Origin of the sequence: Arthrobacter sp. NPDC058097 (genome assembly GCF_042884885.1) — a bacterium.
In the GTDB taxonomy this organism is placed as follows: domain Bacteria; phylum Actinomycetota; class Actinomycetes; order Actinomycetales; family Micrococcaceae; genus Arthrobacter.
The window spans coordinates 197,368-216,902 of record NZ_JBHVSZ010000002.1 but is presented as its reverse complement, the minus strand read 5'-3'; the positions used below and the strand labels follow the sequence as shown (position 1 = coordinate 216,902).

Annotated in this window: 18 protein-coding genes; 8 read left to right on the top strand and 10 right to left on the bottom strand. The window is 68.6% G+C overall.

Annotated elements, in window-relative coordinates; all coding sequences use genetic code 11:
* Nucleotides 1-119 precede the first annotated feature (119 nt).
* From ACFVTE_RS04950 to ACFVTE_RS04935, 4 genes are all read left to right on the top strand, one after another.
* Nucleotides 120-830: a 3'-5' exonuclease gene (locus ACFVTE_RS04950; RefSeq protein ID WP_387097654.1), complete on the top strand. Its 711-nt coding sequence runs from the start codon at nt 120-122 to the stop codon at nt 828-830.
* A 302-nt stretch (nt 831-1,132) separates the two neighbouring features.
* Nucleotides 1,133-2,083, top strand: a complete 951-nt coding sequence (locus ACFVTE_RS04945; RefSeq protein WP_387097651.1) for an ABC transporter substrate-binding protein — start codon at nt 1,133-1,135, stop codon at nt 2,081-2,083.
* Between the two features lie 18 nt (nt 2,084-2,101).
* Nucleotides 2,102-2,866 (top strand): amino acid ABC transporter permease, encoded by a 765-nt coding sequence (locus ACFVTE_RS04940; protein ID WP_331575781.1) that lies wholly within the window; start codon nt 2,102-2,104, stop codon nt 2,864-2,866.
* The gene (locus tag ACFVTE_RS04935; protein ID WP_387097647.1) at nt 2,863-3,600 is read left to right on the top strand and encodes an amino acid ABC transporter ATP-binding protein; all 738 of its coding nucleotides are present in this window, start codon (nt 2,863-2,865) and stop codon (nt 3,598-3,600) included. The genes ACFVTE_RS04940 and ACFVTE_RS04935 overlap by 4 nt, the downstream gene beginning before the upstream one ends.
* 102 nt (nt 3,601-3,702) lie before the next feature.
* Here ACFVTE_RS04935 and hemL read toward each other — a convergent pair whose 3' ends face one another.
* The 8 genes from hemL to ACFVTE_RS04895 form a co-directional block, all read right to left on the bottom strand.
* Entirely contained in the window at nt 3,703-5,034 is a 1,332-nt protein-coding gene (hemL, locus tag ACFVTE_RS04930) for a glutamate-1-semialdehyde 2,1-aminomutase (RefSeq protein WP_387097644.1), read from the bottom strand.
* A 13-nt stretch (nt 5,035-5,047) separates the two neighbouring features.
* A complete protein-coding gene (locus ACFVTE_RS04925) occupies nt 5,048-6,172 on the bottom strand; it encodes an LLM class flavin-dependent oxidoreductase (RefSeq protein WP_387097641.1) in 1,125 nt (374 codons plus the stop codon).
* Entirely contained in the window at nt 6,172-7,152 is a 981-nt protein-coding gene (hemB, locus tag ACFVTE_RS04920) for a porphobilinogen synthase (RefSeq protein WP_387097638.1), read from the bottom strand. Before hemB ends, ACFVTE_RS04925 begins: the two co-directional genes overlap by 1 nt.
* Before the next feature lie 42 nt (nt 7,153-7,194).
* Nucleotides 7,195-8,052, bottom strand: coding sequence for a uroporphyrinogen-III synthase (locus ACFVTE_RS04915; RefSeq protein WP_387097635.1), 858 nt, complete (start codon nt 8,050-8,052; stop codon nt 7,195-7,197).
* Between the two features lie 14 nt (nt 8,053-8,066).
* A complete protein-coding gene (gene hemC / locus ACFVTE_RS04910; protein ID WP_387097632.1) occupies nt 8,067-9,065 on the bottom strand; it encodes a hydroxymethylbilane synthase in 999 nt (332 codons plus the stop codon).
* Nucleotides 9,062-10,294, bottom strand: a complete 1,233-nt coding sequence (locus ACFVTE_RS04905; protein ID WP_387097630.1) for a ferrochelatase — start codon at nt 10,292-10,294, stop codon at nt 9,062-9,064. Before ACFVTE_RS04905 ends, hemC begins: the two co-directional genes overlap by 4 nt.
* Nucleotides 10,291-10,992 carry a hydrogen peroxide-dependent heme synthase gene (gene hemQ / locus ACFVTE_RS04900; RefSeq protein WP_387097627.1) on the bottom strand — a complete coding sequence of 234 codons (702 nt, stop codon included), beginning with the start codon at nt 10,990-10,992 and terminating at the stop codon, nt 10,291-10,293. Before hemQ ends, ACFVTE_RS04905 begins: the two co-directional genes overlap by 4 nt.
* Nucleotides 10,993-11,066: 74 nt before the next feature.
* On the bottom strand, nt 11,067-11,231 hold the full coding sequence (locus ACFVTE_RS04895) for a hypothetical protein (RefSeq protein WP_387097624.1): 165 nt from the start codon (nt 11,229-11,231) through the stop codon (nt 11,067-11,069).
* A 136-nt stretch (nt 11,232-11,367) separates the two neighbouring features.
* On the opposite strand from ACFVTE_RS04895, the gene ACFVTE_RS04890 reads away from it, so the two are divergent.
* Complete coding sequence (locus ACFVTE_RS04890; RefSeq protein WP_387097621.1) at nt 11,368-12,168, top strand: hypothetical protein; 801 nt, start codon at nt 11,368-11,370, stop codon at nt 12,166-12,168.
* A 126-nt stretch (nt 12,169-12,294) separates the two neighbouring features.
* Here ACFVTE_RS04890 and hemG read toward each other — a convergent pair whose 3' ends face one another.
* Together hemG and hemE are read right to left on the bottom strand one after the other, a co-directional pair.
* Nucleotides 12,295-13,794, bottom strand: coding sequence for a protoporphyrinogen oxidase (gene hemG / locus ACFVTE_RS04885; protein ID WP_387097618.1), 1,500 nt, complete (start codon nt 13,792-13,794; stop codon nt 12,295-12,297).
* A gap of 6 nt (nt 13,795-13,800) precedes the next feature.
* The gene (gene hemE / locus ACFVTE_RS04880; RefSeq protein WP_387097615.1) at nt 13,801-14,895 is read right to left on the bottom strand and encodes a uroporphyrinogen decarboxylase; all 1,095 of its coding nucleotides are present in this window, start codon (nt 14,893-14,895) and stop codon (nt 13,801-13,803) included.
* Nucleotides 14,896-15,053: 158 nt separating this feature from the next.
* Between hemE and ACFVTE_RS04875 the strand changes: the two genes are divergently transcribed.
* The 3 genes from ACFVTE_RS04875 to ACFVTE_RS04865 all read left to right on the top strand — a co-directional run bounded on the left by ACFVTE_RS04875 (nt 15,054) and on the right by ACFVTE_RS04865 (nt 19,534).
* A complete protein-coding gene (locus ACFVTE_RS04875) occupies nt 15,054-16,406 on the top strand; it encodes a glutamyl-tRNA reductase (protein ID WP_387097612.1) in 1,353 nt (450 codons plus the stop codon).
* Nucleotides 16,407-16,502: 96 nt separating this feature from the next.
* Entirely contained in the window at nt 16,503-17,189 is a 687-nt protein-coding gene (locus ACFVTE_RS04870; RefSeq protein WP_387097609.1) for a hypothetical protein, read from the top strand.
* Nucleotides 17,186-19,534 (top strand): multicopper oxidase domain-containing protein, encoded by a 2,349-nt coding sequence (locus ACFVTE_RS04865; protein WP_387097606.1) that lies wholly within the window; start codon nt 17,186-17,188, stop codon nt 19,532-19,534. The genes ACFVTE_RS04870 and ACFVTE_RS04865 overlap by 4 nt, the downstream gene beginning before the upstream one ends.
* Nucleotide 19,535: the final 1 nt, after the last annotated feature.

Here is a 19,535-nt window from a genome sequence, read left to right as displayed (position 1 = left end):
AGCATCAGCGGTCAGGGCGGGCGCCGTGTGTGTCTTCCCACACCGCCTCTTCCCACACCATGCCGGACACGCGCAGGGCAAGTACCATTACTGTCGGTGCCCCCGGGTAATTTGGAGCCATGAGCACTTGGAACACTCTCCCCCGCGCCGCGTTCGACCTCGAAACCACGGGCCGCAACTCCCGTGCCGCCAGGATCGTGACGGCTTCCATCACCCTGGTGGACAGCTCCGGGAACGTGGTTCAGGAGCATGAGTGGCTGGCTGATCCGGGAGTTGAGATTCCGGCGGAGGCAAGCGATGTGCACGGGATCACCACCGAACACGCCCGCAGCCATGGCCGGCCTGCGGCCGAGGTCACCAGGGAAGTCGCTGCCGTGCTCCAGGGGCTCTTCGACGACGGTGTTCCCGTTATCGCGTTCAACGCCAGCTACGACTTCACCGTCCTTGCCGCCGAATCGGCCCGCTACGGCGTGCCGCAGCTGAGCCGGTTCCCGGTCCTGGACCCTTACATCATGAACAAGCAGGTGGACCGGTACCGCAAGGGCAAGAGGACGTTGACCGCCCTGTGCGAGGAGTACGGCGTAGAACTGGAAAACGCCCACACGTCGGCGGCGGACGCACTCGCAACACTTCGTGTGCTTGACGCCATGGCCGGCAAATTCCCTAAACTGAGCATGCCGGCCAGCCAGCTGCACCAGCTTCAGGTGGACTGGGCGGTCAGCCAGGCTGCCGACTTCCAGCAGTACCTCCGCAAGACCAAGCCCGCCGCCGTCATCGAGGGTGACTGGCCTGTGCTGCCGCCTGAGGACGCCAGCCGCGGCGGCTTCTGACCTGCGCCGCTTCTGGCTGGTGCGACGCATTTCACAAAAGCTGGTCCGCCCCGCCAGTGGCCAGGCAGCGCCTTGCTGATTCTGTAGCAGCAACTTCTCTCATTGCTATTGGCCTACCAAATGCGGTAATGCCGTATTATATTCGGCAAAGTCGGCTTAGTCTCGTTCATTACGCCACCTAACGGCCACGTTAAGGGCAGGTGAGACAATTAAGTTTTGCGGGCGCGCCTCTGCACCGCCGGATCCCGGCCAAAGACGGCTTGACTGCCCGCCCCCGTTTATCCCAATGAAAGTGATGCGTGATGAAAATCAAAGCCTTGAAGTGGCTGTCCACGGTTCCCGTGGCCGTAGTCATGGCCGTATCCCTGGCAGCCTGCGGTGGAGGCACCGCTGCTCCCAGCGGCTCGCCGACGGATGCCCTCGCCGGCAGCGACCAGCAGACGCTGGACAAGTACACCACCAAGGACGTCACCCCCCTGGAGAAGATCGACAAGTCCAAGCTGGGCCTGATCACTCCGGGCGTCCTCAAGGTCGGCACCCTGTCCGACGCCCCGCCCAACATCTTCATCGACAAGGATGGAAACTTCACGGGCTATGACAACGAACTCCTGAAGGCCATGGCGGCCAAGCTCGGCCTCAAGGTGGAGTTCGCGTCCACCAAGTTCCAGAGCCTCCTGGCCCAGGTGAAGAACAAGCAGTTCGACGTCGGGTCCTCCTCCATCTCCACCACGGACGCCCGCCGTGAGACCGTGGCCTTCACCAACGGCTACGACTTCGGCTACATGGCGATCGTCACCAAGGATGACGCGAAGGTGAAGACCTTCGACGACCTGAAGCAGGGCGTGCGCATCGGCGTCGTCCAGGGCACCGTCCAGGACGACTTCGTGACCAACACGCTGAAGCTCGAGCCGGTCCGCTTCCCGGACTACAACACCGTCTACGCCAACGTGAAGAGCGGCCAGATCGACGCATGGGTTGCCCCTTCCCAGCAGGCCGAGGGCCAGGTCAAGTCGGGCGACGGCACGAAGATCGCTGAGAAGAAGGTCAACACCCAGAACTTCACGGCCTACGCAGTGGCCAAGGACAACCAGCCCCTTACCGATGCGCTCAACTCGGCGCTCGACGCCGTGATCGCCGACGGCACCTGGACCAAGCTCACCACCAAGTGGTACACGGACCGCCCGACCATCAAGGAGCAGACTCCTGAGGGCTGGAAGCCGGGCAGCAAGGCCGTCCAGGTCCCCACGAAGTAACCAACTGACAGGCGCCACATGGATTATCTGAACAGGCTCGCCGAGACCTTCCTCGACTGGAAGGCCATCGCCGAGGTACTCCCGGCCATGTTTTCGGTCGGTCTGCCCAACACCCTCGTCCTCGCAATCGTCTCGGGCATCATTGGCTGCGTGGCCGGCATGGTGCTGGCCCTGATGGGCATCTCGCGTAATCCTGTGGCGCGGTGGGCCGCCCGGGTGTACACGGACGTGTTCCGTGGACTCCCGGCGGTTCTCACCATCCTCGTCATCGGCCTCGGCTTCGGCCCGATCTTCCGCGAGCTGACCGGGGTCACCAGCCCGTACCCCATGGGCATCGCCGCGCTCTCACTCATGTCCAGCGCATACATCGGAGAGATTTTCCGCTCCGGCATCCAGAGCGTGGACAAGGGCCAGCTCGAGGCCGCCCGTGCATTGGGCTTCGGCTACGGCCCCTCGCTCCGGATGGTCGTGGTGCCGCAGGGCATCCGCCGGGTGCTCCCGGCGCTGGTGAACCAGTTCATCGCCCTTATCAAGGAGTCCTCCCTGGTCTTCACCCTGGGACTCCTGGCCTCCGAGCGGGAGCTGTTCCAGATCGGCCAGGACGCCGCCGCCCGAAGCGGCAACCTGTCCGGCTACGTCGCAGCCGCCGTGTTCTACCTCGCGATGACCGTCCCGCTGACACACCTCGTCAACTGGATCGACGCGCGCCTGCGCACCGGCCGGCCGCAGAAGATGGAACCGGACGAGGCTGCCGCCGTCGTCGGGAAGGGAGCCCACGCATGAGCAAGTTCACGTCAGGCTCTCTCGAAGCGAAAAACGTCCATCTTGCCTTCGGGCACAACAAGGTTCTGCGCGGCATCGACCTGACCGTCCCGGCCGGCACCACCGCCTCGGTGATCGGCCCGTCCGGTTCCGGCAAGTCCACCCTTCTGCGGGTCATGAACCGGCTGATCGAACCGGATGCCGGGGATATCCTCCTGGACGGCAAGTCGGTCCTGAAGGAGAACCCCGATGAGCTCCGGCGCAGGATCGGCATGGTGTTCCAGCAGTTCAACCTCTTCCCGCACAAGAGTGTGGGCGAGAACGTGGCATTCGCCCTGCGCAAGCTGCGGAAACTGCCCAAGGAGCAGGCGCGCGAGGAGGCCTTGAGCCAGCTCGATCTCGTCGGGCTGAAGCACAAGGCCGACGTCCGCCCGGCCACCCTTTCCGGCGGCCAGCAGCAGCGCGTTGCCATTGCACGCGCCCTGGCCATGAAGCCGGAAGTCATGTTCTTCGACGAGGCCACCTCTGCCCTGGACCCCGAGCTCGTCAAGGGCGTCCTGGCACTCATGGCGGACCTCGCCAAGGGCGGCATGACCATGGTGGTGGTGACCCACGAAATGGGCTTCTCCCGCAACGTCTCCGACACCGTCACCTTCATGGACGGCGGCGTGGTGGTGGAGTCGGGCCCGCCCGGCCAGGTGTTTGAAAACCCGCAGACCGAGCGGCTGCAGGGCTTCCTCTCGGACGTCCTCTAAAGGCCACCCGGAACACCGAAAGAAAAAACTCTGGCACCCGCCGCGGCGGGTGCCAGAGTTTTTTGTTGCCTTAGTAAGGACGGAAGGAAAGCCCGACGGCGATCAGGCCTTCGCTGCGGCGGCCGCCTCCGCGGCGGCTGGCAGTGCGTCGAAGATCCGGTTCATGGCGGCGTCGTCGTGCGCCGCGGACAGGAACCAGGCCTCGAAGACGGACGGCGGCAGGTAGACACCCGAATCCAGCATGGAGTGGAAGAAGGGCGCGTAGCGGAACGACTCCTGCTTCAGTGCGTCGCTGTAGTTGTGCACACCGTGCTCGGACGTGCCGAATGCCACCGAGAACAGGTTGCCGGCGCGCTGGATGGAGTGGTCCACGCCGGCCGCATGCAGGGCGGCGGACAGGGCACCGGACAGTTCCAGCGACCGCGCGTCGACAAACGAATACACGTCCCGGGTGGCGTGCGTCAGGGTGGCGACGCCGGCAGCCATGGCTACCGGGTTACCGGACAGGGTGCCGGCCTGGTAGACGGGACCGAGCGGCGCGAGATAATCCATGACGTCGGCACGGCCGCCCAGGGCCGCCGTCGGCATGCCCCCGCCGATCACCTTGCCGAACGTCAGCAGGTCCGGGGTCCACTTTTCCGTGGCGTCCGCGGCGCCGCCGGTCAGTCCCCAGTAGCCCGAGTACCCGGTGCGGAAGCCGGTCAGGACCTCGTCGACGATCAGCAGGGCGCCGTGGGCGGCCGTGATCCGGGAGAGGCCCGCGTTGAAGCCCTCGCCGGGCGTGACAACGCCCATGTTGGCGGGGGCGGCCTCGGTGATGACGGCAGCGATGTTGGGTCCGTGTTCGGCGAAGGCGGCCTCGACGGCGCGGAGGTCGTTGTAGGGAAGCACCAGGGTCTCGGCAGCGGTGGCGGCCGTGACGCCGGCCGAACCGGGCAGGGCCAGAGTGGCCACGCCGGAGCCGGCCGAGGCGAGCAGTCCGTCAAGGTGCCCGTGGTAGCAGCCGGCGAACTTAATGACCAGGTTGCGGCCGGTGAAGCCCCGGGCCAGCCGGATCGCGGTCATGGTGGCTTCGGTTCCGGTGGACACCATGCGCAGCCGTTCGACGGCGGAAACGCGTTCCTTGACGATGGCCGCGAGGTTGGCCTCATCGGGGGTGGAGGCGCCGAAGGAGAGGCCGCGGTCCACGGCGGCGTGCACGGCCTCGAGGACGGCGGGGTGGGCGTGCCCCAGCAGGGCCGGGCCCCAGGAGCAGACCAGGTCCACGTAGTCCTTGCCGTCGGCGTCGGTCAGGTACGGGCCCTTGGCCGCCACCATGAAGCGGGGGGTGCCGCCGACGGAACCGAAGGCGCGGACCGGGGAGTTCACGCCGCCGGGCATCAGCTGGCGGGCGCGGTCGAAAAGTTCCTCGTTGCGAGGGGTGCTGGAAGTCATGGTTCCCATTCTTTCAGTCGGCGGCAGTGTCGCCGGACAGGAGCTCGGCCACCCGCGGTGCCACCACGGTGCCAAAGAGTTCGATGCAGCGCATCATGGATTCGTGCGGCAGCGTGCCGTTCCCGTATTTCAGGTCGAAGCGGTCCACTCCGAGATTCTGCTTGAGCAGCACAATCTTCTGCGCCACCGTCTCGGTCGAGCCGACGTACAGCGCACCCTCGGGTCCGCACATGGCGTCGAATTCCCGCCGGTTTCCCGGGCCCCACCCCCGCTCGGCGCCGATCCTGTTCCGCTGGGCAAGCCAGTGCGGAAAAAGCTCCTCGCGGGCCGCCTCGTCGGTCTCGGCGATGTGGCCGGGGGAATGCGTGGCGACTTGCTGCATGGGCCGGCCGTACTTGGCCATCGCCTCGCGGTACAGGTCCACCAGCGGAGCGAACGAGCGGGGCTGGCCGCCGATGATGGCAAAGATGATCGGGTAGCCGTATTCCGCGCAGCGCAGGACCGACTCCGGGGTGCCGCCCACGCCGATCCAGGCCGGCAAGAGGTGGTGCTCCAGCGGCGGATACACGCTTAGCCCGGCCAGCGCAGGCCGGGTCCGCCCTTCCCAGTGGACCGGCTTCTGCGCCCGCACCCTGTCGAAGAGCTCGAGCTTCTCCTCGAACAGCACCTCGTAATCCGCGAGGTCGAGGCCGAACAGCGGAAACGACTCTATGAACGAACCGCGGCCCAGCATCACCTCGGCGCGGCCGCCGGACAGCGCATCCACGGTGGAGAAGCGCTGGAACACGCGGATGGGGTCATCCGAACTCAGGACGGTCACGGCCGAACCGAGCCGGATCCTGCTGGTCCTCGCTGCGGCGGCCGCCAGGAACACCTCCGGGGCGGAAACCGCAAAGTCGCGGCGGTGATGCTCGCCCACGCCGAAGGCGTGAAGGCCGACGGCGTCAGCCAGGACCGCCTGGTCCAGCAGCTCCCGCAGCACCTGGGCATGCGGTTTCGGCTCGCCCGAGCCGTCCACCCCGACGTCGCCGAAGGTGTTCAGGCCCAGCAGGATCTGTCCTGGGCCCACCGGGTCGGTGGGCCCGGCAGACTGGCGGGCGGGCTGTCCCGCGGGAAGGCCACTGGCCGGCGCCGGCATCAGGATTCCCTGAGCCAGCCGGCGATTTCGCTGGCCCAGTACGTGAGGACCAGGTTGGCCCCGGCGCGGCGGATACCGAGGACCGATTCGGTGATGGCAGCCCTCCGGTCGATCCACCCGTTGGCGGCGGCGGCTTCGATCATGGCGTACTCGCCGGAGATCTGGTAGGCGGCGACCGGAACGGGGCTCATGTCGGCGACGTCGGCCAGGATGTCCAGGTAGCTCATGGCCGGCTTGACCATCACCATGTCGGCGCCCTCGGCAAGGTCCAGTTCCACCTCCTGGATGGCCTCGCGGCGGTTGGCGGCGTCCATCTGGTAGGTCCTGCGGTCGCCCTTCAGCTGCGAGTCCACCGCTTCGCGGAACGGGCCGTAGAACGCCGACGCGTACTTCGCCGCGTAGGCCACCACGGCGGTGTTCACATGGCCGGCCTCCTCCAGTGCCTGCCGGATCACGCCGATCTGTCCGTCCATCATGCCGGACGGGCCCAGCACGTGGGCGCCGGCGTCGGCCTGGGCCACCGCCATCTTGGCGTAGATTTCCAGCGTGGCGTCATTGTCCACATAACCCTCGCTGTCGAGGACGCCGCAGTGGCCGTGGTCGGTAAATTCGTCCAGGCAGACGTCGCTCATCACCACGAGGCTGTCCCCCACTTCCGCGCGGACGTCGCGGATGGCCTTGTTGAGCACACCGTCCGGGTCCAGGGACGCGCTGCCCTCAGCGTCCCGGGTCTCGGGAATGCCGAACAGCATGATGCCGCCGACGCCCAGTTCCACAGCTTCGGCCGCAGCCCGCTTGAGGGTGTCGGTGGTGTGCTGCACGACGCCCGGCATGGAGGCGATCGGGTTGGGCTCCGACAGTCCCTCGCGGATGAATGCGGGAAGGATCAGGTCTGCCGGGGCAACCCGGTGTTCGGCCGTGAGCCTGCGCATGGCGGGGGTGGTGCGGAGGCGCCGGGGGCGGTGGTGCGGAAAGCTCATGTCCTGTCCTTCACTGTGGGCCTGCTGTTGATGAGTGGATGTTTAGGGGGCAAGCGCCCGGACGACGGCGGCGACGAGCCCTGCCGGCGTGGCCTCCCGGGCGGTGGCAGCCACCTCGAGGCCGCGGGCTTCCGCCTCGGCCGCCGTGGCCGGGCCGATGGCCACGAACCGGCAGGCGCCGAGGGGCGCAAGGGTGGCACTGATGCGCCGCACGGCGCTGGGTGAGGCGGCGACGACGGCGGCCAGGGCGCCGTCGTCGACCTCGGCTTTCGCTTCGGCGGAGGTGAGCAGCGGCAGCGGGGCGCTGCCTTCACTAATAGGCCGGCCGAGGCGCCGCGCCGGCTCAGCCGGGAAGTCCACCGTGGCATAGGCCACCACGGTGCGGACCCGGGCGCCTTTCGCTTCCAGGCCGCGGGCCAGCGCAGGGGCGGCGATGTCGGCCTGCGGCAGCAGCACGTCGGCGGGACCGCCGGGCCATCCGTTGACGATCCCGGCCGCCGAGTGGTCGTGCTGCGGCTCGAAGTGCACCGCGATCCCTGCTGCCTCGAGGGCCTTCCGGCTGGCGGGGCCCACCGCGGCAACGCGGGTGCGCGCCGGGAGCCAGTCGCCCAGTTCAACGGCCCGTTCCCCGGCCTTTTCCTGCAGCGCGAGGACGGTGGTGGCGCTGCTGACCACGAGCCACTCGAAGCGGCCCGCGCCCAGCGCGTCAAAAGCGTCATCCAGCGCAGCCTGGTCCGGGGCGCGTTCGGCGGCCGTCAATGGCAGCAGGAGGGGAACGGCACCGGCCAGCCGCAGAGCCTCCGCCAGGGGCCCGGACCGGTCGGGGCTTCGCGTCACCAGGACGCGGCACCCTTCCAGCGGGCGTCCGCCCGCCGGGTACTCCCCGTTCGTTGTTCCCATGCGGCCGGCTGCGGTCAGGACGCCGTCAGGTCCGCGATGTCCGCAGCCCCTGCCGCCAGCAGGACCTCGGCCAGTTCGATTCCGAGCAGGGTGGCGCCCACCTCGGTGAGTCCGTCCGTGGCCCGCTTGTCCCGCACCGAGGCGGTGCCGTCCACGGCACAGACCACGGCTTCGAGGTGCAGCATGCTGCCCTTGCGGTACGCGTAGGCGCCCACGGGGGCGGCGCAGCCCGCCTCGAGGCGGGCCAGCAGTGCGCGCTCAGCCGTGACCGCAAGCCTGGTGTCGGTGTCGTCGAGGGCGGCCAGCGCCTGGGCGAGCACGCCCTGTGATCCCTCGGTGGACCCGGCCCGGCGGGGTGCCTCGGCCGTGCGGCATTCGATGGCGAGCGATCCCTGCCCGGCGGCCGGGAGCATGATGTCCGTCTCCAGGTATTCGGTGACGGTGTCCAGGCGGCCGATCCGTTCGAGTCCGGCGGCGGCGAGGATGACGGCGTCGAGGTCGCACGACTTCCCGTCAACCACGGCGTCGGTCGCGTTGCCCGGCAGGCCGGGCACCCGGCCCAGGCGCGTATCCACGTTGCCGCGGATGTCCACGATGTCCAGGTCGGGGCGGACGGCGCGCAGCTGCGCCGCCCGGCGGGGAGAGCCGGTGCCCACGCGGGCGCCCTTGGGCAGGTCGGCCAGCTTGAGGCCGTCGCGGGCGCAGAGGACATCGCGGACGTCCACCCGGGGCGGGGTTGCCGCCAGCGACAGGCCCGGGGCGGATCCCGTGGGCAGGTCCTTCAGGGAGTGGACGGCGACGTCACACTCGTTCCGCAGCAGCGCGTCGCGCAGCGCGGCGACGAAGACGCCGGTGCCGCCCATCTGGGACAGCGAGCCGGTGAGGACGTCGCCGTCGGTCCTGACGTGGACGAGTTCGACGTCGAAACCTCCGACGGCGGCCAGCCGGTCTGCGGTCTGCTGCGTCTGGGTCAGGGCGAGCTTGCTCGCCCTGGTGCCGATCCGTACCGTCACTTCGCGTCCTGTCCGGCCGGGTAGGGATCGTGCCCCTGGCCGACGCTGGTGTCGGCGCCGGCAATGGTGGGCTTTTCGCCGCGGAAGTTTTCGCAGCAGCCCGGACGGCATACGTCGTACCAGGGACCGAGGCCGGTGACGGCCTGGCGGTCCGCGACGTTGTTGGCCACGGTGCGTTCGCAGATCAGCTCCACGAGGCCCTCGACGAAACGGCGGTGCGTTCCCGGCGTGGGCACGCGCGTGGCGGCGAGCCCGAGCTCCTGGCAGGTTTGCAGCGCCTCGGTGTCCAGGTCCCAGACGACCTCCATGTGGTCGCTGACGAAACCCAGGGGCACGATCACGATGCCTGCGACGCCCTGCTTTGCGAGCTCCTCGATGGCGTCGTTGATGTCCGGCTCGAGCCACGGGATGTGCGGGGCGCCGGACCGGGACTGGTAGACGAGGGACCACGGGGCGGCCAGGCCGGAATCGGCTTCCACGCGGCGCATGATCTCCGCGCCGTTGGCGAGGTGCTGTGCCACGTAGGCGGAATCCTCCGCGAACTCGCGGGGTTCATCCTCGGAACGGCCGGCCGCCACGGCATCCCGGGTGGGGATGGAGTGGGTGGCGAAGAGGACGTGGATGGGGGCGTCGGGCTTGCCGGCGGCGGCCAGCTGCGCGCGCACCTCGGCGACTCCCTCGGCGGTGCCCGCAATGAAGGGCTCCACGAAGCCGGGGTGGTCGAAGTACTGGCGGACCTTGTCCACTTCCAGCCTGCCGTCGAGCCCGGTTTCGGTCAGCGCCATGCCGATGTCCTCACGGTACTGGCGGCAGCTGGAGTAACAGGAGTACGCGCTGGTGGTGAGCATCAGCAGCCGGCGGTGGCCGGCGTCGTACGCGTCCTGGAGCGTCTGCGGGATGTAGGGGTCCCAGTTGCGGTTGCCCCACAGCACGGGCAGCTCGATGCCCCGCGCCGCCAGCTCGGCTTCCAGGGCAGCCTTCAGCTCGCGGTTCTGCTGGTTGATGGGGCTGATGCCACCGTTGGCGCGGTAGTGGTGGGACACCTCTTCGAGGCGCTCGTCGGGGATCCCCCGGCCGCGGGTGACGTTGCGGAGGAACGGGATCACGTCGTCCTGTCCCTCGGGCCCGCCGAAGGAGGCGAGGAGGATGCCGTCGTATTCCTTGGGGGCCATCCTGCCGGTCTCGGTGACCGGATTCACGACGCCGCCCTGGGGATCCAGCGGGCTCATGCGAGGACCTCAGCGATCTCGCCGGACGTGATCCGGCGGCCGGTGTAGAACGGAATTTCCTCGCGGACGTGGTTGCGCGCTTCGGTGGAACGCAGGTGGCGCATCAGGTCCACGAGGTCCACGAGCTCCGGGGCCTCCAGGCCGAGGATCCATTCCCAGTCACCGAGGGCAAACGAGGAAACGGTGTTGGAAATGACCTGAGGGAAATCGCGGCCCAGCAGGCCGTGGTCGCGCAGCATCTGGCCGCGCTCGTTGTCCGGCAGCAGGTACCACTCGTAGGAGCGGACGAACGGGTACACGCACAGCCATTCGGCCGGCTCGACACCGCGCGAGAACGCCGGGGTGTGGTTCTTCGCGAACTCCGCCTCGCGGTGGACGCCCATGGCGGACCAAACGAGCTCGGTCCCGGCGAACAGCTTGCTGCGGCGGATGTCACGGATGGCCTGCTGCAGCGCCTCGGGCTTGGGGCCGTGGAGCCAGACCATGACGTCGGCGTCGGCACGCATGGCGGAGACATCGTAGCTTCCGCGGTGGGTCACCCCTGCTTCGGCCAGACGCGCCACCAGGGCGTCGAAGTCCTCGGCAGCATCGGCGCTGCGGAGGACCTCGGCGGAGCGCTTGAAAACGGTCCAGAGGGTGAAGAACTGCTCGGCTGATTCTTCGGTTTTAGTGACAGATTCGGCAGGAGTGTGGCTCATGGTTACTATCCTGCCCCTTCAATGCGGCCTAAGTCGAAAAACTCAACTTCTACAACGCGTAGAAGTGGTTTATCTCACAGCGACCGCCGGATGCGGACTGCCGCCACACCTGCAGCCCCGGCAAGTGCCAGCAGTCCTGCTCCCCACCACACCTGCGGCTCAATGGTGCCGCTCCGTGACAAGCCCATGACTGCGTTCTCGGCCGGTCCGCGGGTGTAGGGCGAGCTGATGGTGGCCATGTTGTTGGGTCCCGCGAGCTGCGCCGAACCCCAGACTCCGCCGGCAACGCCCGAGGCCGAACGGCCCCGCAGGCCGGCTCCGCCCGACAGGCCCGCAATCTCCGCGAACGGGCTCGCATCCGCGGATGGGGTTTCGGTGTTTGCTGCGCTGTCTGCCGAGCTGCCGGCGGCCGGCGCCTGGGACCCGGCAGTTCCGGCCCCGGTGCTTCCGGGAGCGGTGCCCGGGGCCGTGCCGGCAGGTGTGCTGCCGGTGCCGGTTGAGGATCCCGACCAGCCTCCGGTTCCTGCTGCCGTTCCCGACGGCGATGCCGTTCCGTGCGAGGACGGGGCTCCCGGCGAGGACGGCGCGGCCGGGCTCGCCGACCGTGTCGGGGCAGGCGCCGAACTTCCGGACGAGCTTGGCGCCGGGGCGGGGGATGACGGGGCGGGAGTGGTCGGTAGCGGCACCGACGGGACCGGAACTGAGGGGACCGGAACTGAGGGGACCGGCGAAGTCGGAGCCGGAACGGACGGGACCGGAACAGAAGGCGAAGGCACGGGAACGGCAGGCGCCGGACCAGCTGAAATGGTCACCGAGGGATTCGGCGTCGGAATCGGTACCACCGGCGCCAGCGACGGCGGCACCGATGGTGAGGGCTGTTCCGAGGGCCGGGGTTCCCTTGACTTTCGATCACCCGAGGTGTGGTCGTTGGACAGGGCGGCAGCCGCCCAGGCCTCGAGGCCGGCAGCGTCGACGGTGGCGGTGAGCCCCGTGCCGGCAGTGCCGGACTGCTCCGAATCCCCCAGCAGGTCGGACACCGGAAGTTCGGACGCAGCAGCGTTGGATGCAGGCACACCTGCGGACAAGACCAGTACCGCTCCGAACGCAGCTGCTGCGGTGCCGCGCCGAAGACCCCCATGGAAACCAGTCAGCGAACGAAAACCATCGGACTTCTGATTGACCATAGTCATCGACCCTAAACACATTTTCGCGCCGGGGAAAACTTGCGGGCAGGCCGGCCAGCAGGTATCGCGGGCGGCAGGGAACCTGTCTCCGGGCGACCCGCGGCCGGGCGAGTCAGCCCTACGCCAGGAAGGCCGCGAGCTGCTTCTTCGTGTCGGCCACCACAGCCGCCAGCCCGTTGCCGGCCAGCCAGCCGCCGACCACCAGCAGACCGTCAATGCCGGCGCAGACCTGTCGCACTTGGGCAACCCGCTGCCGGTGACCCACGGCGGCGAACGGCAGCGCTCCGGCCCAGCTGACCACGTCCCAGTCCACCAGCGACTCCCGTGTGACCGGCACGGTCAGCAGGGCTGACGCATCCTGCAAAGCCATGTCAAGCAGTTCCTCGTCAGACGCCGATTCCGGCCCCGGCGCGGCGCTGGCAGTTGCGGCTGATCCGCCCTCGCTGCGCCCATAGGAGAGCCGCAGCACGTGCCTGCCGCGTCCGGCCGCCTCCGCCACCCAGTCCCATTTGCCGGTGGCGTGGGTGAGCGCCTTTGCCCGGATTCCCTCCGTTTGCGGCGCCACCAGGATTCCGGTGCCGCGCGGCCGCCTGTCCAGCGCCGGGAGATCAACAACCAGTGTCACAAGCTTGACCACGGGCCCGGGTCCGGGCTGGTGCCGGGCCAGCGCGGGGACCGCTTCCCCGAGGAGCCATACCGCGGACGGCCCGTCCAGGGCGACCACCAGGACGTCGGCCCGAAAGCTCCCCTCCCCCGCCGCCACCTCCCAGCCGTGCGCGGTGCGCGCGACGGCGGTGGCCGCCGTACCGGCCAGCAGCTGCACGCCACGCGCCCGGAGGTCCGCCACGAGCTCCGTGATGAGGGTGTGCATGCCGCCCCTCAGGCCGGCGACGGCGGAGCCCGCCTTCGCCGGTTTTCCTTGGGTTTGCGCGCCCTGCGTTTGGTTACTCTGCGCTTGCGTGGCCTGGGTTCCGGCCCCCTTGCGCTGTGCGGCCACAGCGGCCGCCAGCGAGCCGTGCCGGGCGATTCCCGCGCGCAGCCCCGGGGCGACCATGTCGACGTCGAGCAGGCCGGGATCAGCCGAATGCACGCCGCCCACCACAGGTTCCACCAGCCGTTCCAGGACGCGCCGTCCCATCCGGGCCCGCACCAGCGCGGAGACGCTGGAAACCTCGGCGGTGGTTCCCACGGAGGCGGGCAGCAGCTTGTCCAGCGAGGCGCGCAGCGAGCCGCCCAGGCCCAGCGAGCGGCGTACCTCCGGATCCCACGGATTGGCCGGGATGCCCAGCACGCCGGTCTTCGGAAGTTCGCGGGGCCCGCCCGGCAGCTGCACCCAGGCGCCGCCGGGCCGCGGGGCGACGATATGTCCGCCCAGCCCCAGTTCGGCGGCCAGGTCGGCCACCGCGGTGGAACGGGTGGCGAAGGACTCGGCGCCGCTGTCCAGGGTCAGCCCGGCGACGTCGTGCCGGCCCACGCAGCCGCCCCACGCCTCAGCGGCTTCCAGCACCGTGGTGTTGAGGCCCGCCCGGGCCAGTTCCCGGGCGGCCAGGAGCCCGGAGATGCCGCCGCCGACCACCAGGGCCGTGCGTCCTGCGGCCGGAGGACTGCCCGCAGCCACGGCCCTTTACTCCGGAGCGATGGAGTGGATGAGTTCAACGACGCGCGTCAGGACGTCCGGGTCCGTTTCCGGCGGCACGCCGTGGCCAAGGTTCAGCACGTGGCCGGGGGCTGCCGCGCCTGAAGCGATAACCTCGCGGACGTGCGCCTCAAGGACTTCCCACGGGGCAGACAGCAGCGCCGGATCGATGTTGCCCTGCAGCGGGACGGTGCCGCCCAGCCGGCGGTTGGCCTCCTCCAGCGGCAGCCGGTAGTCCACACCTACGACGTCAACGCCGACGTCGCGCATGGCCACGAGAAGTTCGGAGGTGCCGGTGCCGAAGTGGACCAGCGGCGCGCCAAGGTCACGGACGTGGTCCAGGGCGCGGGACGAGGCCGCAGCGACGAAGCGGGTGTAGTCGGCCAGGCCGAGTGAACCCGCCCAGGAGTCAAACAGCTGGCCGGCCGAGGCACCGGCCTCCAGCTGCGCGCGCAGGAACAGGCCCGAGGCATCCGCGGCCCAGTTGGCCAGCGCCGTCCAAGTGTCGGGGTCGGCGTGCATCATGGTGCGCGGACCAAGGTGGTCACGGGAGGGCCGGCCCTCAACCATGTAGGCGGCCAGCGTGAAGGGCGCACCGGCGAAGCCGATCAGCGGGGTCTTGCCGAGCTGGTCCACGGTCAGCCGGACCGCTTCCCGGATGGGTTCCAGGGACTCCTCGGTGAGGCGGGGCAGTGCCGCGACGTCGGCGGCGGTCCGCACGGGCTTGTCCAGGACCGGTCCCACACCGGGCACAATGTCGACGCCGACGCCGGCCAGCTTCAGCGGAATGACGATGTCGGAGAAGAAGATGCCCGCATCAACGTCGTGCCGGCGCACCGGCTGCAGCGTGATTTCAGAGGCAAGCTCGGGCCGCAGGCAGGAGTCCAGCATGGCGACACCCTCGCGCACCTTCAGGTATTCAGGCAGGGAACGCCCCGCCTGGCGCATGAACCACACCGGGCGGCGGCTGGGCTTGCCGCCGCGGTACGCCGTGATGAGCGGAGAGTCTGCAGTGCGTCCGTCGCGAAGCGGGTGGCCTGCGTCGAGTCCGGTACCGGCGGGGGTTACAGCGCTAGAAGTCATGCCTTTGATTGTGCCCAAATTCGCAACCAAAAGATAACGACAGCTTGTCAGCCCGCGGCCGCCCGTCGGGCGGGTGGCAAGAATCACAGGCACCGAAAGCCCCTATCCGTTTGAAGGGTTGTTCTACGCCGGTGCGAAAAAGCTATGATTGTCCTGCTGTGGTTCTTTTCTCATTGGTGGCTACACACGCCGACATCGACCTCGAAACCGTTGCTCAGCTGAGCAACGGTTCTTCTGGCATTGCCACGTCCGCCCTCGCCGGTTCCCCGGCGGTCAAGGGCGCCGTTGTCCTTGCCACCTGCAACCGCTACGAAATCTACGGCGAGGCGCCGCATGCCGACGACGTGGAGGCCGCACGCGCTGCCCTGGTGGGACAGATCAGCGAATCGAGCGGACTCAGCGAGCAACTGGTGTCCCGTTCGTTCAGCACAAACACCGGCCCCGAGGTCACCAAGCACCTGTTCGCCGTAAGCTCCGGGCTCGACTCCGCGGTGGTTGGCGAACGCGAAATCGCCGGGCAGGTACGCCGGGCCCTGATCACCGCCCAGCATGAAGGCACGGCCAGCGCCGGGCTGGTCCGCCTGTTCCAGGCCGCCTCCAAGACCGCCAAGGACGTCGGCGCGCAGACAGCCCTCGGCTCCCGCGGCCTGTCCATCGTTTCCGTGGCGCTCGACCTGGCCACCGACCTATCCGAAGAGACCGACTGGTCGAAGAAGAAGGTCGTGGTGTTCGGCACCGGCGCCTATGCCGGCGCCACTATGTCGCTCCTTCGCGAACGCGGCTGCCGCGACATCTCGGTGTTCTCGTCGTCGGGACGGGCTGCCACCTTCGTGGCAACGCGGGGCGGGACCGCCCTCGACGGCGACTCCCTGCACGCCGCCGTCGCCGCCGCCGACGTCATGATCGGCTGCAGCGGCTCGGACACACGGGTGGAAGCCGACGAACTCGCCCAGGTCCGCGCCGGGTCCACCCAGCCGCTGATCGCCATCGACCTGGCGCTCACCCACGATTTTGATCCCGCCGTCGGAGAGCTCGACGGCGTGGAGCTGCTGACGCTGGAGTCCGTGCGGCTCGCAGCGCCCCAGGAGCAGGCGGAATCCCTCGCCCAGGCCAGCACCATGGTTTCCGGTGCCGCCCAGGCGTTTGAGCAGGAACGCGAGGCGCGGTCCGTGGACTCGGCCATTGTGGCCCTCCGCCGCCACACCATGAATGTGCTCGACGCGGAAATGGAAAAGGTGCGGGCCCGCCACGGCTGCACCGCCGCTGCCGAAGAGGTGGAGTTTGCGCTGCGCCGCATGGTGAAGCAGCTGCTCCACGTCCCCACGGTGCGCGCCCGCGAGCTGGCATCCAACGGCCAGCAGGACGACTACGTCGCTGCCCTGGAAACCCTGTACGGCATCACGGTGGAACAGCCGGGCACCGCGTCCAAGGCCGAATGCCCCGTGGACCACAGCACCCTCACAGCCGGCAATCCCCCTCAGGAAAACGAGACCCGCAGGAACTCCGCCTAACCTGCCTATGTTCTGACAAACAGATCCCCACAAGCTTTCCATAGGCTCCCCGCGCAGCATTGAGGTTGCCCGTGAAAACAATATTGGGGAGCAGCCATGAATTTTCCTTCACCGGCCCCTGCCATCGCACCTCTGAGCCGGCGGCAATTCGGACTTCTGCTGGGAGGCGGAGCACTTCTGCTGGTGGGCGGCGGGACCTACGGCCTAGTTTCCCGCAGCAGACCCGGCGGCGGAGCCGGGCTTTCCACGGCCTTCGGGACACTGTCCCTCGTGGACGCAGGACGACTGGCAAGGCTTGACGCGGAGGGGCGGCCCGCTGCCACGCCGCTCGCGTCGGCCATATCGCAGGTCACGGACGGAACCCGGCGGGCCGCCGCGGCCGGCCAGCCCGGAGTCCAGCGCGTTTCCAGCCGGCAGGGTGCCACAGCGGATGACCACCACAGCGACCCCCTCCTGGACTCCGACTGGCCGCAGCCCGGCAACTTCACCTGGGGTGACGTCGTGGTGCTCGAAGTGGCACTCACCAATGTCCGGTCCGAGCCGGTCCTGTTCAGCCCCGGACAGCTGCGGCTCAAGCTGCTTCCCTCCGGCATCACAGTGGCCCCACAGGACGCCGACCGCGGTCCCGGCACGATTGCCGCCGGCGCCACCGAGCAGGTCTGGATCAGCTATCTCGCTCCCCACGACTCCGTCGCCATGGAGATCGAGTACACGGGAGTGGAGGACGACGCCGCCCAGGCCCTCGCCCTGCCGCTGCTCACTGTCGCCAAGGTGGCCTCGTGAGCGCCCTGGACCTTCACATCAACGATGGCTACCTTCCGATGGTGGACGGCACGCTGGTCTACCACCGCGGATTCGGCGACCGCAGGACGGCGGTCAAGGATCCGAAGCCCAGCCTCTTCGTGAGTCCCCGGGTGTTCCTGCGCAACGGCTCCGTCGTGGCCAGCCGCACCTATCCGCTCAAAGCCGCGGTGCCTCCTCTGGGGCGGCCCACACCGGCAGCCAAGGATCCCCTCAACCCCGGGGAGTTCCTGGTCCGCCGCGCGCACTGGGCCAGCTTCTTCCCGGACCGGACGCTCATCGCGGAAACCGGCAGTACCATCAGCATCCGCGTGACCAACAACCTCACCCAGGTGCATGCGCTGCAGTTCCTCAACGCGGGCCCAACGAAGGGCCACGTAGGAACCGGGGCCATCAGGCCGGGCCAAAGCAAGACGCTGTCCTTCAAGGCGCCCACGGAAGGCGCCTACCTGTACTGCGACCCCGGCGGCGATCCGGCAGACCCCGACGTGGATCCGGTGCAGCGGGTCCTGGGTCTGTTCGGCACGCTGCTGGTGGTGAACCCGGACTCGCCGTGGCTGGCAGGCGCCGACGGACCGGAATTCGAGCGCCAGTGGCTGTGGATCCTCCACAACGTGGATCCGGTCTGGGCCGGCATCGCGTCCCGGCAGGGCACCGTGGACCCGGACAAGACGCCCGTGGTGCCGCGCTATTTCACGCTCAACGGGCGCAGTGGCTTCCAGTCCCTGGCCGCCTCCACGGATGAGGCGCTGAACCGGATCCGGGAGGAGGACACCCTGATGTCCGGGTCGGCGCGCCAGGTCGACGTCCGGAACTTCAGCCTGAGCCCTGCAGCGGGCACCGTCCGCGCCGGCCAGCTCATGCGCTTTGTCAATGCGGGCGTGGTCCACCACCAGCTGCATTTCCACGGAAACCATCTCTGGACCGTCCAGCGCAACGGTGAGCCATTTCCCCGCACCGGGGGGAGGGTGGACGCCGACGGGCACGTGGTGCTCCAGCAGTGGGAAGACGTCGTCGAAATGCATCCGCTGGACCGCAAGGAGTCGATGCTTCCGATGCGGCGCCCGCCGGAGGCCGTCGACCAGGTGTGGAACGCCCGGAAGACAGACTGGAACTACCCCATGCACTGCCACGCGGAGCCGTCGCAGGTGGCGCGCGGCGGCATGTACCCGGGCGGCCTGGTGGGCCACTGGACCATCGCCGCCCCCGGGCCTGTCAACGCCACTCCGCCGCACGAACTGTTCCGCAGCCAGGTGGACTTCAGTTCGCACCAGATGCACGAGGGGAGCCCGGCGACCGAGTTTCCCCTGAAGCCCGACATCGCCCACGAGTTCAAGTTCTTCAACCGGAAGATGAAGTTCGACGACGGCGGCGAGTTCGAGATGTGGACCTTCGAGACCGAGAACTCGGGCCGGATCTTCCCCGCTCCCCTGGTGCGGCTGACGGAGGGCCAGCTGTTCCACGGCACCATCCACCCGAGCAAGCGGGTCCACACGGTCCACTGGCACGGCATGGAACCCGATCCCCGGAACGACGGCGTGGGCCACACCTCCTTTGAGGTCTCCGGTTCCTACACCTACCAGTGGCGCCCCGAACGCGGCATACCCGGCAACCCGAACGTCGGCGCATCCGGAACGTACTTCTACCACTGCCACGTGAACACCACGCTGCACGTGCAGATGGGCATGTTCGGCCCGCTGATCATTGACCCGCCGGTACACAAGGACTACCCGGTGACCAAGGGAGCGCGGCGGGCATTCGTCGACGGTCCGGAGTACGACATCGACACCGAGACCATCCTGGTCCCGTATTCGGTGGACCCGCGCTGGCACGAGCTCAACCACGCCGCGGGCCTCTCCGGGGACGACGCCGGCCTGGATAAGTTCAACCCGCAGCACCTCTACCTGCTGGGCGGCGAACTTGCCCCTGTGCCCACCGCTGAGGGTCCGATCCAGCTGACGCGCATCCGTGCCAGGGTATCCAACGGGGGCACGGTCAAGCCCACCCTGCTGCGTCTGCTGAACGCCAACTATTTCCCCGTGAACGCCTATTTCACCGACGCCGCGGGAAAACGTGTGGCCATGGCGGAGCTGATCTCGCACGACGGGCGCCCGTTCCGGGACACCTCAAACCCAAATGCGCCGGCCCGGCCCATCTCGGAAACCAGCCCCATGCGCGCCAGCCTCATCAACTTCGGCGCGGCGGAGCGCTACGACATGCTCCTGAAGCCGCCGGCGGCCGGCGACTACAAGCTCACGGTGGACCTGCTGCACTGGATCACCCGCGAGGTCCTGCACAGCCGGCAGATCCCCGTTATCGCGCGGTGAG

What these genes read in the sequence shown, in the direction of transcription:
- ACFVTE_RS04950 (WP_387097654.1), top strand. Translation starts at nt 120, where the DNA reads ATGAGCACTTGGAACACTCTCCCCCGCGCCGCGTTCGACCTCGAAACC.
- ACFVTE_RS04945 (WP_387097651.1), top strand. Translation starts at nt 1,133, where the DNA reads ATGAAAATCAAAGCCTTGAAGTGGCTGTCCACGGTTCCCGTGGCCGTA.
- ACFVTE_RS04940 (WP_331575781.1), top strand. Translation starts at nt 2,102, where the DNA reads ATGGATTATCTGAACAGGCTCGCCGAGACCTTCCTCGACTGGAAGGCC.
- ACFVTE_RS04935 (WP_387097647.1), top strand. Translation starts at nt 2,863, where the DNA reads ATGAGCAAGTTCACGTCAGGCTCTCTCGAAGCGAAAAACGTCCATCTT.
- hemL (WP_387097644.1), bottom strand. Translation starts at nt 5,034, where the DNA reads ATGACTTCCAGCACCCCTCGCAACGAGGAACTTTTCGACCGCGCCCGC.
- ACFVTE_RS04925 (WP_387097641.1), bottom strand. Translation starts at nt 6,172, where the DNA reads ATGCCGGCGCCGGCCAGTGGCCTTCCCGCGGGACAGCCCGCCCGCCAG.
- hemB (WP_387097638.1), bottom strand. Translation starts at nt 7,152, where the DNA reads ATGAGCTTTCCGCACCACCGCCCCCGGCGCCTCCGCACCACCCCCGCC.
- ACFVTE_RS04915 (WP_387097635.1), bottom strand. Translation starts at nt 8,052, where the DNA reads ATGGGAACAACGAACGGGGAGTACCCGGCGGGCGGACGCCCGCTGGAA.
- ACFVTE_RS04905 (WP_387097630.1), bottom strand. Translation starts at nt 10,294, where the DNA reads ATGAGCCCGCTGGATCCCCAGGGCGGCGTCGTGAATCCGGTCACCGAG.
- hemQ (WP_387097627.1), bottom strand. Translation starts at nt 10,992, where the DNA reads ATGAGCCACACTCCTGCCGAATCTGTCACTAAAACCGAAGAATCAGCC.
- ACFVTE_RS04895 (WP_387097624.1), bottom strand. Translation starts at nt 11,231, where the DNA reads ATGGCCACCATCAGCTCGCCCTACACCCGCGGACCGGCCGAGAACGCA.
- hemE (WP_387097615.1), bottom strand. Translation starts at nt 14,895, where the DNA reads ATGACTTCTAGCGCTGTAACCCCCGCCGGTACCGGACTCGACGCAGGC.
- ACFVTE_RS04870 (WP_387097609.1), top strand. Translation starts at nt 16,503, where the DNA reads ATGAATTTTCCTTCACCGGCCCCTGCCATCGCACCTCTGAGCCGGCGG.